Annotated in this window: 10 protein-coding genes and 2 pseudogenes; 1 reads left to right on the top strand and 11 read right to left on the bottom strand. The window is 55.5% G+C overall.

Annotated elements, in window-relative coordinates; genetic code table 11:
• Positions 1-58: 58 nt before the first annotated feature.
• The 3 genes and pseudogenes from GHO32_RS25450 to GHO32_RS25435 form a co-directional block, all read right to left on the bottom strand.
• Complete coding sequence (locus tag GHO32_RS25450) at positions 59-1,108, bottom strand: sugar transferase (protein WP_256678631.1); 1,050 nt, start codon at positions 1,106-1,108, stop codon at positions 59-61.
• 1,109 nt (positions 1,109-2,217) lie between these two features.
• Complete coding sequence (locus GHO32_RS25440; RefSeq protein ID WP_372239841.1) at positions 2,218-2,877, bottom strand: helix-turn-helix domain-containing protein; 660 nt, start codon at positions 2,875-2,877, stop codon at positions 2,218-2,220.
• Positions 2,878-3,387: 510 nt separating this feature from the next.
• Positions 3,388-4,440: pseudogene (locus GHO32_RS25435) on the bottom strand (YjbH domain-containing protein); the annotation flags it as partial.
• Positions 4,441-4,442: 2 nt separating this feature from the next.
• Here GHO32_RS25435 and GHO32_RS25430 point away from each other — a divergent pair.
• Positions 4,443-4,598: pseudogene (locus tag GHO32_RS25430) on the top strand (EAL domain-containing protein); the annotation flags it as partial.
• Between the two features lie 69 nt (positions 4,599-4,667).
• Here the strand turns inward: GHO32_RS25430 and GHO32_RS25425 are convergent.
• The 8 genes from GHO32_RS25425 to GHO32_RS26980 all read right to left on the bottom strand — a co-directional run bounded on the left by GHO32_RS25425 (position 4,668) and on the right by GHO32_RS26980 (position 15,133).
• Positions 4,668-5,444: an avidin/streptavidin family protein gene (locus GHO32_RS25425; RefSeq protein WP_153336630.1), complete on the bottom strand. Its 777-nt coding sequence runs from the start codon at positions 5,442-5,444 to the stop codon at positions 4,668-4,670.
• Positions 5,441-6,766, bottom strand: a complete 1,326-nt coding sequence (locus GHO32_RS25420) for an MFS transporter (RefSeq protein ID WP_256665590.1) — start codon at positions 6,764-6,766, stop codon at positions 5,441-5,443. The genes GHO32_RS25425 and GHO32_RS25420 overlap by 4 nt, the downstream gene beginning before the upstream one ends.
• A 17-nt stretch (positions 6,767-6,783) precedes the next feature.
• The gene (locus GHO32_RS25415) at positions 6,784-7,605 is read right to left on the bottom strand and encodes an aspartate/glutamate racemase family protein (RefSeq protein ID WP_153336631.1); all 822 of its coding nucleotides are present in this window, start codon (positions 7,603-7,605) and stop codon (positions 6,784-6,786) included.
• Between the two features lie 18 nt (positions 7,606-7,623).
• Positions 7,624-8,514: a hypothetical protein gene (locus GHO32_RS25410; RefSeq protein ID WP_153443060.1), complete on the bottom strand. Its 891-nt coding sequence runs from the start codon at positions 8,512-8,514 to the stop codon at positions 7,624-7,626.
• A gap of 52 nt (positions 8,515-8,566) precedes the next feature.
• Positions 8,567-10,228 (bottom strand): hydantoinase B/oxoprolinase family protein, encoded by a 1,662-nt coding sequence (locus tag GHO32_RS25405; protein WP_153336633.1) that lies wholly within the window; start codon positions 10,226-10,228, stop codon positions 8,567-8,569.
• 2 nt (positions 10,229-10,230) lie between these two features.
• Entirely contained in the window at positions 10,231-12,318 is a 2,088-nt protein-coding gene (locus GHO32_RS25400) for a hydantoinase/oxoprolinase family protein (protein WP_153336634.1), read from the bottom strand.
• 182 nt (positions 12,319-12,500) lie between these two features.
• Positions 12,501-14,558, bottom strand: coding sequence for a LuxR C-terminal-related transcriptional regulator (locus GHO32_RS27310; protein ID WP_368668518.1), 2,058 nt, complete (start codon positions 14,556-14,558; stop codon positions 12,501-12,503).
• Positions 14,540-15,133: a hypothetical protein gene (locus GHO32_RS26980; protein ID WP_256665591.1), complete on the bottom strand. Its 594-nt coding sequence runs from the start codon at positions 15,131-15,133 to the stop codon at positions 14,540-14,542. Before GHO32_RS26980 ends, GHO32_RS27310 begins: the two co-directional genes overlap by 19 nt.
• Between the last annotated feature and the right edge of the window lie 238 nt (positions 15,134-15,371).

Raw genomic sequence — 15,371 nt, 5'->3', positions numbered from 1 at the left:
CTTACATTTTCTAAGATCCTCGACTCCTTTTCCAGCCGGTCAGATTTTTTCTACACCCTTAAATGCGAAGAGCCACATTAAACAACTGAGGTAGTTCGTCAAGTGAAGTGCGCCGTATAAAGCGCCCTACAGATGTCACGCGCGAGTCATTTCGACTAGCTTGTTGCACATGTTTATCATCGTGCACTTTCATAGAGCGAAATTTTAAAACTTGTATTACTTTGCCATTCCATCCATGGCGCTGTTGTTTGAATAGAATTGGACCTGGTGATGATAGTTTTACTGCCAGAGCAATTATTATGAGCACAGGACTCAGGCATATAATTGCACTAAGGGCCAGTGATCGTTCCATAAGTGCTTTACTGAAAGCCGCAGTTGGGTGGCTGGTCAGAGGGCTCTCATTTAAATGAATAGCAGGGCGTCCCCCCACTTCGCTGACAGAATGATTAAGTAGAAGCATACTGTCCAAATCAGGAATCCAGACCACATCAACATTCAAGTCGAGTAGATCAATGTATAGCGCTTCGATACGTTGAGCATCCTGCAACGATAGGGCCATATAAAGTCGTCGTATGTTGTGCTCAGTAATGAGTGCTCGTAACTGCGTAAGTTCACCTACTATAAGTGGCGAATTTTCAGAATCTTCAAAAGGTGATGCGCTCACAACGCCAACGAGTGGGAATTGGTTTTGCTGAATAAAACTATCCGCCAGCTTTAGTGCTACACCGTCAGAGCCAATTATTAAGCTATTATAATGATGGCTATTTCGTTCGTGGTAGTGGCGTGATAAGAAGTGAAGTAGCAGGTAAGGTGGGATTTGAATAGCATATCCAATTAATGCCCACGATATAATAACTTCACGTGAAAATAGTTCGCTCGATTTGGTTATAAATCCTACGGTGCTTAAGCATGTAAGTGTAAAGGTCCATCCTAAAAACAAACGTAATAAGCCATTCAGGTAGCTATGTCTCTTGTAGTATGCGTTCGTTGCAGAGTAGGCAGGTACTGAAATGAGTAATGTTAAAATGGCAGCAATGCGATAATGAAAATCAATGCTCCCATTTTTGGTGTATACCAGTATTAGCAGGGTAGAGATGACGAGGCTCATAGAAATGAACCACTGTCCCCAAAATGTAAGCCCTCTGGCGACCGATTTTCTATCTATGCGTGTATGTATCAAGGTATCAGCCTTGTAGAAAGTGCCTGACTATATAGAAGTGGCTTGCGATACTTAGTGATTCAGCACACTTCTTGTTTGTGGGGCGTAAAGCGAATTCGCCGTCGGTACTCAACCAACTATAGATAATAAGGGTTATTAATCTGAGGCGTTCGACGTTTTATAACAGTTTTAAGTTTTTGACTGACTTCCTTGTCGGAAGTACTATTACAATCAAGATCGATTAATTGGCGAATGTTCAACCAGGTTGTCTGTCTAATTGTGCTGATGTGATATTTTCACGTCTTGAACTAGACAGTACCCACGGTTTCGGACGGATCGAAACAATCGTTCATCAAAGACATTTCTGAATTTATTTTGTAGCCTGCTTAAACTCATTTCAAGCCCGCTGTAAGTCTGTGGGTCCTTACCTATACCCAAAATTATTTCTTGCTTGCTGCAGATGCGAGCGCTGCTAAGTGTTAACGCCTTAACCAGTAGTGATTCAATGGCGGTTAACTTAATCCTGCTAGTGGAGTTACATAACTCTCGTGTGGTTAAGTTAAAGAGCCAAGTTTGTGGATTCAATAAATCATCAGTTGGAGGGGTAGAAGTAGGCACGTAGGTAGTCAACACTTTTTCAAAAGTTAGGGCCGTTATGACGTTGATGCTGTGTGCATTGTTAGTTAGTAAATGCTTTCTTTTCATCAAATTCACACCTTGCAATTTTCATCCCGTTAGAAATGTGGGGTTGAAGTCATAAAGCAATGCATGTCCTGTTTTTTTAGTTCGCTTGTTAAGTAGGTGATGCTGTTTTTCTGAAGAAAGAAGCAGGCGTGGTAAGAATTTAAATACGTATGATTTATGAATTTTAGGTAGTTACAGCTTCGTTGCTTAATTGATAATGAATAACAGACTTGTGTATCACACCTGATGTTTCTAGCTATTAATTTCATGCTTGAGCTCCTCCATGGAATTATCATTTTATATGAGGTTGCGCCAAGGTTTTCAGAGTAGAAATTAGTTGTAGTCTATATGCTATGAGCCTAGCTTGTAACTTTTCATGATACCGTGCAACGACGAAGTCGATAACCATAAGCACGTACACTTAAAATTAATTCGAGGTTATAGGCTTTTTTAATTTTTGTTCTTAGGCGGCTGATTGTTTTTTCTAGTGCTCTAGGGTCATAGAAAACAATGTTGGGATCTAGAGTTTTTGCAATGCTATCCTGGCTCATAACATGTTCGGGCGCATTTAATAAGGCCTCAATAATTGTCATTTCAGTATACGAAATTTCAATTTTTTTGCTCGAGCTGCATAGTAAGAGCCGGGTACGGTCTAGCTGTAGATGAGCAGGTGATTTCCAGTGTGAGTTTTCGAGCGCCTCGGACAGCAATTGTTGTCTCTCTTGTTGGTCGCCATATAATTTAACGCAGTGATCGGCGCCTGCAATATAAAAATTGGTGCCAGAAAAAGATTTTGTATGAGTAATTAGTATGAAGATGCAGGTTTTTTTGTTGGTTTGACGTATTTTTTTTACGAGGTCAATGCTGTCACTTAAAACATCTTGAGTATGAATCTCTACGAAAGCAGCTTCAAGGTTTTCAAAATTTTGCATTTGACTTGTCACTAAGTCGGACGGGTTGATATGCAAAGTATTTGAAAAAACAATTTTTTGAATATCGTCAATCAGCACTGTTGTATGTGCGAAATTGATCACCGAACAAGTCTGTGCGTCGGTTTGGCATCCTGCAAAAAGCATATCAACTAACCCAAATACCTAGAGGCGGTTCGATTTTGCCATACCGGCAATCGTGAAAGCCGACATTTTATAACAATGCCTCTTTGTTCCACAGAGCGAGTGTGGTCTCTGCATCAAATATGGTGAAATTCACAGGCGTACATGGATTTGAGAGGGCCCGTAAAAGGGGGGAATGCCGCTCTCATGAAGCAATATTTTCATTGATGGCAGCAACCATAGACTTGCCTTTTAGAGTTTCTAAAGCATGATGTGGGGTGGTTCATTCGATACTAGTATCAATAAATGTCCAAGGCGGCTTTGGCGGGAGTAGAGACAAAGCGCGCTGTGTGCCTTAAGCTTTATAGCTCTAATGCTACATACCATGGCATCAATAGAAGTCTGTTTTTAAGACAAGGTTGCGGAATAGGCTGCTAGTGCAGCCCTCCGAATATATAGCTTCTAACTCTATCTAACGCCTTGATACGCGACTTAATCAGTGATCTTTCCAAAGTTTTCATAGAAAGCGTCTATATTACGGCCGTCAGTCATAGTGTGCAGGGAGTATTGACGATGAAGCATCGCGCCGCCATCTCGAGTCAGTGGGGCCCATGCAATCGTTGCTCGGCTCATGGTTGAAACACTCATCATTTCATCGAAAGGAATTGAAATATAAATTCCTTTGTCAAAGCTACCTTCGCCATATTCATCTGCTGATGCTGTAGTGCGAGTCACCCATCCGCCAAATTTCACTCCATTGGAAAACTCTCTTGATATGTCAATAGTTGTTCCCCAGTCGCGTGCTAAATAGCGGCCAACACTTACTGCTGCATCAAGATCAAATGGAAGTTTTGTGTAAGTGGTGATATGCCCGGTGACTGTTTGATAGTCGCGCAGTCCAAAATCTTGTTCAAAATCGCGCTGGCGCACAAAATTTAAATCTGCGCCGATCGACCAGCGCTCACCCATAGGACGGTACAACAACTCGCCGCCAACACCAGCATACATCGGCTCCAAATAACCTCCGTAAACCATGCCATACAAATCTTGGTCCAGTTGCTTGGCACGGTTCAACTGCAAAGCTGGCATAGTGACGTCAGAGGTAGTTACGTATTTACGCACATCTGTTCGCACGCGTGGTAAGCCGCTCGGTGCGTCGTATTTAAATTTGTCATAGTTGTTTAGCAGATTGACACTTACGCCACCGCTCGCCCACAACCCTGGTGCGAAACGATATTGTCCTTCGGCATAGGCGCTTATTTGATACAACAGAAATCCATCAGGGCCACCAATATTTTGTTGGTAACCTAGTCCGAAACCATATGTAAATGGGTCTGCTTTTTGTGTGAATAACGTATTTTCATAGTGTGAAGTTGCCCGATTCACTTCAGTTGTGCGGTGCAGATCCACGATGTCTTGTTCATTGTTTACGACGTCGCGGAAGGTCTGACGTGGCACGCTGGTTTCTTCTATGGGCATGTCATAACGTTTATTGATCAGCGTGAACCATTGAATGTCACTATTGGAGTTATTATCTAAAATTCGACAACTTGCAAGTGATTGCAGAAGGCGTTGAAAACTGTGAGCAGTTGGCGTTTTTGACCGAGAACGGCTGCGATCAAGTCCAGGGCTACCTGTTGAGCCGGCCATTGCCGACAAAAGAGCTGGAGACGTTATTGCGCGAGCAGAGATGCTTTACGTGAGACGTACAGTTGTATCGCGCCCGCTTGTAGTCGCTGACGAGGCACGAGGCTGCGAAAGATCAAAAGAAACTACCCGCGTTTAAACACTAATGCCGTCAGGCGCGTTTGTACGTAGGTCTGGCCTGGCGCTGTCTGTGCGCTGGTCATTACCTCTAACGCCAATGTTTGATCCTGCAACTGCAAGGTTCCGCATAACGACTGTACGTGGGATGAGCGTGCAGTGCTCAGTGCCAGTGATTGCAGCACTAACCCGCTGGCCATGGCTTTGATGTCGGTAAACCCCACCACCTGTGTCTGGCCCTCTGCGTTGATCAAAAAGCCCTGCACACGGCCCACTCGACCTTCTTTGGTGGCTTCAACCCACAGGTTTAAACCCGTGCCGTCCGGCGCAATCCATGTGCCTGTCAGCGGGTTGTCGACGCGCGACGCTATGGCTGCAACACCCTGCGGCACCGCGCGTTGCATACGGCCAGGCCTGCGATACACCAGTTTGTCGACGTAGGTTCCCTGCGTGGCAAGCCCCGCAAAGTCACTGCTGGCGACCAGTAAATGCGAGAGGGTCAATACCTCTTCCTGACCCTGCAAACTGATTTGCCCGCAGAGTGAGGATGACCAGTTCCAGCTGGGATCAGCCGTGCCCTTGCCGACGGAATGCCAGTCGATGGCCAGCGCCACGGGTTGGCCCAGTGTCGCCGTGGCGGCTGTGCCCAGTTGGTAACCGCTGACTTCGTACTGGCCTGTGGAGCCCGTTGAAGACTGGTAAACCCCCGACACTTTATTGCCCTCAACGACCAAGCTCATCAGCGAGCCGTATTCATTGGTCCAAAGGCCAGCGACCGGGCTCATTGCAACGCCTTCCCTTGCGTCTCCGGAATAAACACCACCAGCAGCACGGTGACGAACATGAAGCCGTTGATGAGGGTGGTGGTCAGGTTGAAGGATGACCCGTAGGCCACCAGCACGCCGATGATGGACGGTGCCAGGATGTTAGCTACGCGTTGGGCAAAGACTGCCCAGCCATAGCCAATGGTGCGCAGTGGGGTGGGGTAGAGTTCGGCGATCCAGGTGCCCCATACGCCCCAGGCTCCGAGGCTGAAGAAGGCCAGGGCAAAGTTGCTGAGGTAGAGCATTTCCAGGCTCTGGACGTTGGCAAAGGCGTACCCGGCCACCACGGAGGCGCTGATGAAGGCGATGATGACTTTTTTACGCCCCAAACGGTGGGTCAGCCAGGAGGCGGCCATGTAGCCGGGGATCATGCACAGGGCTGACAGGGCAATAAAGCCGTAGCTTTGCGGCAAGTTGAGGCCACGCTGCTGGAGCAAGGTCGGAAGCCAGGTTTGCAGGCCCCAATAGCCCCACGAGAAGGTGAAGTTGACGGCAATTTGCAACACGCTGACTTTGCACAGCGCGGCTTTGAACAGTTCACGCTGATGGCCCCGGCTGGTCTGGTCGATGTGCAGCCGGCAATGCTCCGGGATGTGCACCGCGCCCCGGCTGAGTCGGGCAATCACGGCGCGGGCCTGGGTTTGTTTACCGGCACCTGCCAGCCAATAAGGCGATTCCGGCACCCAATACGCAACCACCAGCGCCCATAAACTGCCCATTGAGCTCAGCACGATAATCGCCCGCCAGCCCCATGGCAGCAGCCAGACGGTCGCGCCCAGCGCCAATAACATGCCGACCGGCCAGCCTGCCGCGAGGTACACCGACAACGCGCCGCGATAGCGCAGGGGTAGCAGTTCCTGAAAGTGGGCAAAGGTGACGACCATCATGCCCACCGCCGCCACGCCCGACAGCAGTCTCAGGCTGTACAGCGTGACGTAATCGGGAGCAAAGGCGCTGGCCAGCGAGATCACGCCATAGGTCGCCAGGCTCAATAGGATGGCGCGTTTGCGGCCGATGCGTTCGGCCACTTTGCCCCAGGCCAGCGACCCCAGCAGCATGCCGATAAACATGGCGCCAATCAGGTTGCCGACGGCAATGGTATCGAGGCCGAAGTCGTTGGCGATCAGTGGCGAGGTGTAGACGATGATCATCATTTCCCACGCTTCAATCGCAAAGACAAAAAACAGCGCCAGGCAGCTTTTTAAATGTTCGCGGGTCAGGGGGACGGTGCGAAATACATCACCGACCTGCCGGGTTGTTGCGGTGTCAGGCGTCATGCTCATAAGGGCTGCATCCAGGATTAGGCGTTGATGCGGTTGCCAATTGGCACCGGTTCTTGAAACAGCCCGAAGGCCTTGATCTCTGCTTCGGATGGCGGCTCACAACTGCCCACCCGGCTGGGGCTCCAGCCAAAGCGGCGTTTCATGCCCGCTGCGGCTTCGGCCACCTTGAACGCGGCGACCACCGGGTCGATGACCGGTACGCCGATCTGCGCCTGTACCTCTTCGAAGAAGCCGAACTCGATGGTGCAACCGAGGATGATGGCTTCTGCGCCGTCTTCTTCGACGGCCCGCCGGGCCTGTTCAATGATGGTGCGGCGGGTAAGGGTGTGATCGCGCTGGAACTCGTCAACGCCCATGCCCAGCGAGCGCATGGAAGCCAGCCGGTCTTGCGCACCGTAAGCCCGGATGCGTCCGTGCATCTGCTCTATCCATTTGTTGCGCCCCACAATGATCGAGAACCGGTTGGCCAGATTGGCAGCCACTTGCACGCTGGCCTGGCAAGGGCCGATGACCACGGTCTGGCCAGAGATTTCTCGGGCATCTTCAAGGGCCGGGTCGTAGAAGCAGCCCAGTACCAGTGCGTCGATGTTGTGCTGGGCGCTGTCGCGAGCTATTTGCACGATGGGCGCGTAGGTCAGCGCTTCATACGCGCGGTATTCGAGATGCGTGGAACTGGCCGCCATGGCCAGCGACAGCACTTCAATGCGGGTCGAAGGCAGTTTGATGGCGTGCAGCAGCTCACTGATCGGCGCATCGAAGGTGGGGCGGCCAATCGGGTTCAGCCAGCGCACGGTGACCGGCACGTCGTGTGCCGGGGTGGGGAATGTCGGGGTGTTCATGAGGGTGGCCTCGCAAGGTTAAAAGAACTTCACCAGCGCCATGGTCAGGGCGTTGGAATGTTTGAGGTTGGCGCTGTGGTAGTAGTCAACATTGAGGTTGGCGGAGATGAAGAGGCCGTCCTCGGCAAACCCGGTGTAGGTCATGGACGGGCCGATCTTGCCGGCCCGCGACACGTTGAAGTCCGAGGCGGTGGTGTTGTTGATGTGGTAGACGTGGTGCACGCCCAGCCACAGGTCTTCGGTTACCAGATACCCGGCGGCAATGTCGCCCAGCCACAGGCTGACCCCGCCGCGCAGTTGGGCGGGGTCACCCGCGCCCAAGTCGGTCGCGTGGCGGTTGTGGGCGGCGTAATGGATGCCTGCGGGGGTGAAGGTGACGGCGAAACGGCCCACGCGCAGGTAATTGGCGACGCTGAAACTCACGGCGTAGCGATTGGCAAAGGCGCCGTGGCCGGTCAGGTCGTCATTGCCGTTGGGGAATTCGACCATCAGCGTAGGGTTGGTCCAGAACGTGGTGTAGTCATCTGAACCCACGTGGCTGGTGGGCTCGACCACGTTGTAGTAGTACGAAAACCCGACATTGGGCGAGGCAATGCCCCACGCGCTGCTGTCACGGGCGCCGTTGCTGCTGGCGTAACCGGGGATGGCGCCTACCCAAAATTGCAGTTGGTCACGGGTTGTGCCGGTGAAGCCGGTCTCGGAGAAGTACGCCAGCACCGTATTGGCGGCCACGCTGAGGTCGCCGTCGGTGGTGCGGTTGAGCACCGGAAATGACTCTACCGCCCAACTGCCCGGGATTCCGGGTTGGGCGAATCCAATAAATTGCTCGCCCAGAGCCAGCGGGCTGGAACTCAGGGTGCAAGCGAGTGCAAGACCGGTGCTGAGGCGCCGTGCAAAGTGTGTGTGCATGGTTGGACTCTCTTTATTGTTGTTTTTGTTTGAAGCCGTGTTTCAGCCCAGGTCAGCCTTGAACGCCATACACCGCGTGGGCGGTGGCGGCGTCGACATAGCCGTTTTTCAGGTCATCGCGCACCGCGTCCTTGCAGCGTTTGCCGGGTGGGCCAAAGCCGCCGCCCGCGCCGGTGCGCACGCGCACCAGGTCACCCGCATTCAGGGGGATGCTGCTGGCCATGGCGTAGCGTTCGTGCGCGCCGCTGTGCTGGCGGATCACTTCTACGTAGTTGAGCGAGCCGGGCTCACCCTGTTGCAGGCCCCACGGCGGCACGACCGAGCGGGTGTAGCCGCAGGTCATGAAGCTGGCGTCGGAGCGCACCCGATAGTCGATGCAGATCCCCCGGCCACCCCGAAACTGACCGTGGCCGCCGGGTTCGTCGTTCAGCGCCATGCGCTCGACATACAGGCCGTAGCGGGCTTCGCAGATCTCGACCGGGCAGTTATAGGTTTCGCCATGCAGGCCTGAGTACATGGCGTTATTGCCGTCGCGGCCCGGCTCGGCGCCCCAGCCGCCGATTTCGGGTTCGACCAGGGTGAACAGGCGCCCGTTGTCTGGGTGCACGCCGCCAATGATGGTGGCGCACACCGAGGCGAAATTGCCGGCCGGCAGGCGCTCGGGGAACGCCGTGGCCAAACAGCGCAAAAGCAGGTCGTAAACCCGGATCATGTTTTCGAAATAAAAGCCCTCGGCGGCGGGTGCCTGCGCATCAAATAAAGAGCCGGGGCGCGTCAGTACCTTGAGCGGGCGAAAGGTGCCGCCATTGGTCACGCCCTGCGGGGCCGTCAGCGCCTTGAATGCCATTTGCGCTGCCACCACGGCACCGTCGCGGCTGAGGTTGACGGGGCCTGCGCACTGGTCGGGGTTGTCGCGCAGATCAATCAGCAGCTGTGTGTGGCTGATGGTAATACCGACCTTGAACACACTGCCGTCGTCTTGCGGTTCGCTCAGGCTGAGGGTTGTGCCGGGCAAGGTTGCCAGGGCCTTGAGCGAGATTTTTTCGCCCAGGTCCATAAAGTCGCGCATGGCCTGCAAAAACAGATCGGTGCCGTATTTGCTGTTCAGTTGTTGCAAGCGCAAAGCCCCACAACGCACGGCGGCGATACCGGCCCACAAATCCCCCTCCATAAAGTCCGGCATGCGTGAATTGGCGCGCAATATTTGCAGCACCGAACGAATCGGCTGCCCGCGACTGATCAACTTGACCGACGCCAGGCGCAAACCCTCCTGAAAAATATCAACGGCTTCGGTCGATAAAGAACCGGGCACCATGCCGCCCACGTCATTCCAGTGGGCGATGTTGGCCGTCCAGGCCACCAATTGCCCGTCAGCAAACACCGGCATGGCCAGCACCACGTCATTGAGGTGTGTGACTGCGCCGCCGTCGTGTGGGTCGTTGCTGATAAACACGTCGCCGTCTTCGATTTCATCGGCCTGGTGGTGCTTGAGGATTTGCTTCACGGCCTTGTCGAGCACACCGACAAAGGCCGGGATTCCAGCGCCTGAGCTGGCGATGTCGCCCTGTGCGTCGGTAATGCCGGTGCCCATGTCGAGCACTTCATAAATAATCGGGCTCATCGCGGCCTTGCGCATGGCAGCAAACATTTCGTCAGCGATGGCCTGCAAAGCGTTCTGGATGATGTCGCGGGTAAAAATATCGAGGCTGTGCATGTTTACGCTCCGTTGCCATCGAGGGTGATATGCAAGTTGCCGAGGTGATCGACCCGCACGTGATTGCCGGGGTGGATCACCACCGTGGTGCCTGAGTCTTCAACGATGGCCGGGCCGCAGAAGGCCATGTTCGGCTCAAGCAGGGCATAGTCGTAGAGCGCGGCCTGGTGCACGCCCTGAAGGGCAAAGTCGATGTTGCGCTGGCCTTTGCTGGCGGCTTGCAGGGTGCGGCCGGTGACGGGCAGGGCCTGGGGGATTAACTTGCCGATCTCGGCCACGGCTATCAGGTGGAAACCGACAATTTCAACCGGTGCGTGCAGGCGGTAGGTGTAGTGCTGCTCGTATAACGCGTGAAAACGCTGCTCGATCGCGACCCAGTGTTCGGCGATGGCTTCATGGCTGTTCAGCGCAACCTCGACCGAGTGCTCCTGGTTTTGATAACGCAGCTTGGCGAACACCTGCAGTTGCACCTGAGCTGGCGCCATGTTCTCGGCCACGAATTGCTCGCGGGCCGCGTGCATCAGCGTTTCAAGTGCGCATTGGGTGTCAGCCAGGGCGGCGGGTTGGGTGGTGTCCACGAAGCGGTTGATAAACAGGTCGCGGCGCAGGTCGGACAGGGTCATGCCCCACGCCGAAAACACCGCTGCGCTGCGCGGGACGATGACCTTTTTAACCCCCAGCTCTTGCGCGAGGGCTACGGCATGCAGGGCACCGCCACCACCAAACGCCATCAAGGTGAGTTCGCGCGGGTCATGGCCACGACTTAGCGAGACCAGCTTTAGCGCGTTGACCATGTTGTCATTGGCCAGCCGCACGATGCCGCGTGCGATCTCGATGGGCGGCAGCTGTAAACGCTCGCTGAGCCGGTCCAGCCCGCGAGCGACTGCGCCTTGGTCGGCGGTCAGTTCGCCGCCGCAAAAGTAGTCCGGGTTGATCCGGCCCAAGGCCAGGTTGGCGTCGGTGGTGGTGATGTGTTCACCGCCATTGCCATAGGCGGCCGGGCCGGGCAATGCCCCTGCGGACTGTGGCCCGACGTGCAGTTTGTCAAAATCATCGACCCAGGCAATCGAGCCGCCACCGTTGCCGATCTCTACCAGATCCACCACCGGCACCATGATCGGATAGCCCGCGTGGGTGCTGTCACGCTCAATCCAGTAGTCAGTCTTGATGCTGACCTGACCGTTCTGGATCAAGGCGCACTTGGCGGTGGTGCCGCCAATGTCCAGCCCCAGCAGATTGGGTTCATCGATCAAACGCCCGAGTTCGGCTGCGGCCCAAAAACCGCTGGCAGGCCCGGATTCGACCATGGTGATGGGGGTTTGCCGGGCGTGCGCCAGGCTGTCGACACCGCAGTTGGACTGCATGATGTACAGCGGCGCCTGATACCCCGCGTTGCGTAAACCGGCCTGTAATTCATCGAGATAGCGCGCCGCAATGGGTTGTACGTATGCCGACAGTACGGTGGTGCTGGAGCGCTCGTATTCGCGCCACTCGCGGGTGATCTGGTGTGAGGCGACCACCGATACGTCGGGCCAGAGCCTGCGGACTTCGGCCAGCAGTGCTTGTTCATGCGCGGGGTTGGCGTAGGCGTGAAGCAGGCAGATGGCTACTGCTTCGACGCCTTCACGGCGCAGGGTGTCGAGCAGGTCGGGCAGTGTTGACAGGTCCAGTGGCTCGCGCTCGTGACCATCGGTGTGCAAGCGGCCATTAACTTCCAGGCGCAGGTAGCGCGGCACGAAAGGGGCGGGTTTGATCCATTTTAGGTTGAAGTAATCCGGGCGATTGGCCCTGGCGATCTCCAGAATGTCGCGAAAACCGCTTGTGGTGATCAGCGCCGTTTTGACGCCCCGGCGCTCGGTCAGGGCATTGATCACCACCGTGGTGCCGTGAGCGAGAAAATCAACCTTTTCCAGCGCCACGTCGGCCTTTTGAATGACGTTGAGTACGCCTTCGGCGTAGTTTGGTGCGGTGGTGTCGACCTTGGCCGTGCGAATCTGTTGTTGGCCAGTGGCGGTGTCGGTTTCGAAATACACCAGATCCGTGAACGTGCCGCCGACATCCGTGGCAACCCGTACGATTTTGCCGTCCATACCCACAGGGCATCTCCTGTTGTGATTGTTTTTGGTGGAGGCAGCGCAAGGCCTGCCCGGCGTTGTACCGGGGTCGATGCTAGGGGGGCGTGTGGGCGGAGGGCTACGGAGCCGAAGGGTAGGGCGGCTGCATGTTCTGCCATGGGCTACCCCAACGGGTAGGTTTGGTGTTTGAATACCAATTACAACGGTGGGGCAATCAGGCCTTGGCGCAGGGCCATGTTGATGGCGCTGGTGCGGTTGTCCACCGACAGCTTGGCGTAGATGTTTTTCAGGTGGAATTTCACGGTGTTTTCAGACACGTCCAGCGCCTGGGCAATGGCTTTGTTGGGCTGGCCGCAGGCGAGCAGCGTCAGGACTTTGGATTCTTTAGGACTGAACGGGATCTTTACCCGCAACGGCTGCGCACGCCAACTGCGCAGCCGGCTAATCACGGGTTGCAGCGCCGGCAGCGCCTCTGTGTAGTCTTCCAGCACAGGCAGCAGGCACGGCCCGACCTCCAGCAGCAAACCGGGCACCGCGTTTTCACACAGCGGCAGCAGGGTGGCCAGTACGTTGTCTGCCTGCTGGGGGATTTGCGCTTTGTGCAAGGCCACCAACGCCAGCAATTTCAAGCGCCAACTCGACAGCAGCAAGCCTTTGTCACGTAAATGCGCCGCATCACGTTGCAGGCGACTGAACGCAACCTGTGAGGCGCCAGTGGCGATGTGCAAGCGGCTCAGCGCCAGGCTGGTCGCTTCGAGGTTGCGCCAGTCTTGCTGAGGGCTTTGGGTGTGCAGGTCCGCTTGCTGCGCCTCTTTGCGGGCCTGCGTCAGCATCCCTCCCTGTACCAGCGCGTCGACCCGCCAGGCGTTGATCAACTGCTGCAATCGCGGCCAATTGCGGATGCTGGCCAGTTGCGAAACGCGATCCAGCTCATGCAACGCAGGGTGCAAGCCCTTGGCCTGCAAGGTCGTGCGCCAAGTGACTTCGGCGGTGCCTGCCACGACTTCCAGCCAGCCGTCGGCATATTCCAGTGCCGCCCAGCCGTCGTTGAGCCACGGCGTTGTTTGCTCCCAGTGGCCTTGCCAATAATCCTGACGGGCCTTTAAACAGCCGATGAGCGCTTTTAACGAACTTTCGCCACCAAAGTGGCTATGGACAAAGGCCAGCGTGCTGTTGATCAAGGTGCTGGATGTCTGCATTTGCCCGCTCAGGGCCAGCAGTTGCGCTTCGTGCAGGCAGCAGTAACTTTCGCCACGCGGGCTGGCCACCAGCTGCATTTGTACCTGCGCTGTGCGGATGCTGCGCAGAGCATTTGGTATATCGCCATGGGTCAGCAAATGCAGGGTGTTTACACATTCAAGTGTGGCCTGGGCGAGCAGTTCTTCGGGGTGCTCGCCCAGGCCAGGGGGCGGCTCGTCATGCGTAAAGTGGTCCAGATACGCATTGGACAAGGTGCGGATCACATAAAAGTCGCGCAGCAGGCGGGGTTCTCCTTGCAGCGACTTTTGCGCGAGTTCCAGCCGTTGCGTACACAGGGCATGCTCTCCCAGCTTGGCGTGCAAATAGGCTTGCAGCAGCAACAGGTCGGGCGCATTGCGCCGGGTCTGTTCATCAAACTGTTGCACCAGGCTTTGTGCGTAGCGTATGCCTTGGCGCAGTACCAGCGTCCAGCCGCCGGCCAGCACCACCAAAGTAATTGCCAGCGTGGGGTCCTTGGCCTTGAGGGCGTGGGCCACGGCTTGTACCCAATCGCAAGCTTGCGCCAGCCAATGGGCGGCGGCGCCGTGGATGCGCCGGGCTTGCGTGAGGCACACCCGCGGGCCCAAAAAGTCACGCAGCAGGCCGTGGTAACGAAACCATTGGCGCTCGGCGTCCAATGGCATCAGCAGCGCATCGAGGTGGCTGAGCTGGCTGAGTAATTGCGCGCTGTCCGTGCGTTCACGTACCGCATCGGCCAGCTCGGCATTGAAGCGTTCGAGCAATGACGTTTCGAGTAAAAAAAGCTGGCATTGCGGCGAGAGGCTGCCCAGCACTTGCTCGGCCAGGTAGTCAGCCACATCCGTGACACAACCGCAAAACGCCCCCAAACCGTACACATTGCCTTCATGGCTTTCTCGCCAGAGGCGCGCCAACTGAACGGCGACAGCCCAGCCTTCGGTGGTGCGATGGATGTGCTGTACATCAATGGTTTGGACGTTGGCCCCGAGAATGCTGCGGGTCTCGTCCTCGGACAGGCTCAGTTGGTGAGCAGACACTTCCTGCACCCAGCCGTTGGTTTTCCAGCGGGCCAGGCCGGGCGGGTACGGCTGGCGACCACCAGATTCAGCCAGGGTGTTGCCTGTTCAAGCAACGTGCAGACGATGTGATCGACTTCCTTGCAGGTCACGCAGTGATAGTCGTCCAGCAGCAGCGTGATCGGGTGGTCAGCGTGAGACAACGCGTGCAGCAACGCAGACAGGGTTCGCAGCGGCTGGGCGTCCAGCGATTGAGTAGCGGCCAGGTGTGATAGAGGCCCTAGCTCCAACCCGGCGCGTTCGAGGGCGAGAATAAGGTAGGCCAAAAAGCGATTGGGCTCGGCGTCGGCTTCATCCAGCGAAAGCCAGGCGAGGTGCGCCGGGGCAGGGCGAGCCAGCAGTTCCTGGCGCCATTGCATCAGCAAAATGGTTTTGCCGTAGCCGGCGGGTGCGACGACCAGCAGCAAAGGGGGTGAAGGTTGTTGGCGCAATGACGCGAGCAGGGTTTCGCGCACCTTAGACGTCAGCAGGGTATGCGGCGGGGTCAATTTACCGATCCAGCACCAGGTGCTGGATGAAGTGGGCTGAATGCTCATGGTGAGAAGGCCGATCTCAAGGGCTGAGCATCCAGAGCTTGTCCCCCTCGGCCAACACCGCCAAGTCAGACAGTGCTGAGTTCCGCGTAAGAAGTTGCCCTACAACCCGTAGTCGCTGACGAGGCATGAAGGCTGCGAAAGATCAAAAGATCGCGAGGCAAGCTCTTATCAAACATGAAATAAGTGATTGATTCTAAAGACTCTGTAGGAGCGAGCTTGCTCGCGATCTGTTGATCTT

Origin of the sequence: Pseudomonas sp. FSL R10-2189 (assembly GCF_009600325.1) — a bacterium.
Classification (GTDB): Bacteria; Pseudomonadota; Gammaproteobacteria; order Pseudomonadales; family Pseudomonadaceae; genus Aquipseudomonas; species Aquipseudomonas helleri.
Note: the sequence above shows the minus strand (reverse complement) of the source record. Positions and strands in the feature narration are given on the sequence as shown.

Bases quoted from the DNA above. Each gene is read 5' to 3' on its own strand.
- GHO32_RS25425 (WP_153336630.1), bottom strand. From the start codon at position 5,444: ATGAGCCCGGTCGCTGGCCTTTGGACCAATGAATACGGCTCGCTGATG.
- GHO32_RS25400 (WP_153336634.1), bottom strand. From the start codon at position 12,318: ATGGACGGCAAAATCGTACGGGTTGCCACGGATGTCGGCGGCACGTTC.
- GHO32_RS25410 (WP_153443060.1), bottom strand. From the start codon at position 8,514: ATGCACACACACTTTGCACGGCGCCTCAGCACCGGTCTTGCACTCGCT.
- GHO32_RS25420 (WP_256665590.1), bottom strand. From the start codon at position 6,766: ATGAGCATGACGCCTGACACCGCAACAACCCGGCAGGTCGGTGATGTA.
- GHO32_RS25450 (WP_256678631.1), bottom strand. From the start codon at position 1,108: ATGAGCCTCGTCATCTCTACCCTGCTAATACTGGTATACACCAAAAAT.
- GHO32_RS26980 (WP_256665591.1), bottom strand. From the start codon at position 15,133: ATGAGCATTCAGCCCACTTCATCCAGCACCTGGTGCTGGATCGGTAAA.
- GHO32_RS25415 (WP_153336631.1), bottom strand. From the start codon at position 7,605: ATGAACACCCCGACATTCCCCACCCCGGCACACGACGTGCCGGTCACC.
- GHO32_RS25405 (WP_153336633.1), bottom strand. From the start codon at position 10,228: ATGCACAGCCTCGATATTTTTACCCGCGACATCATCCAGAACGCTTTG.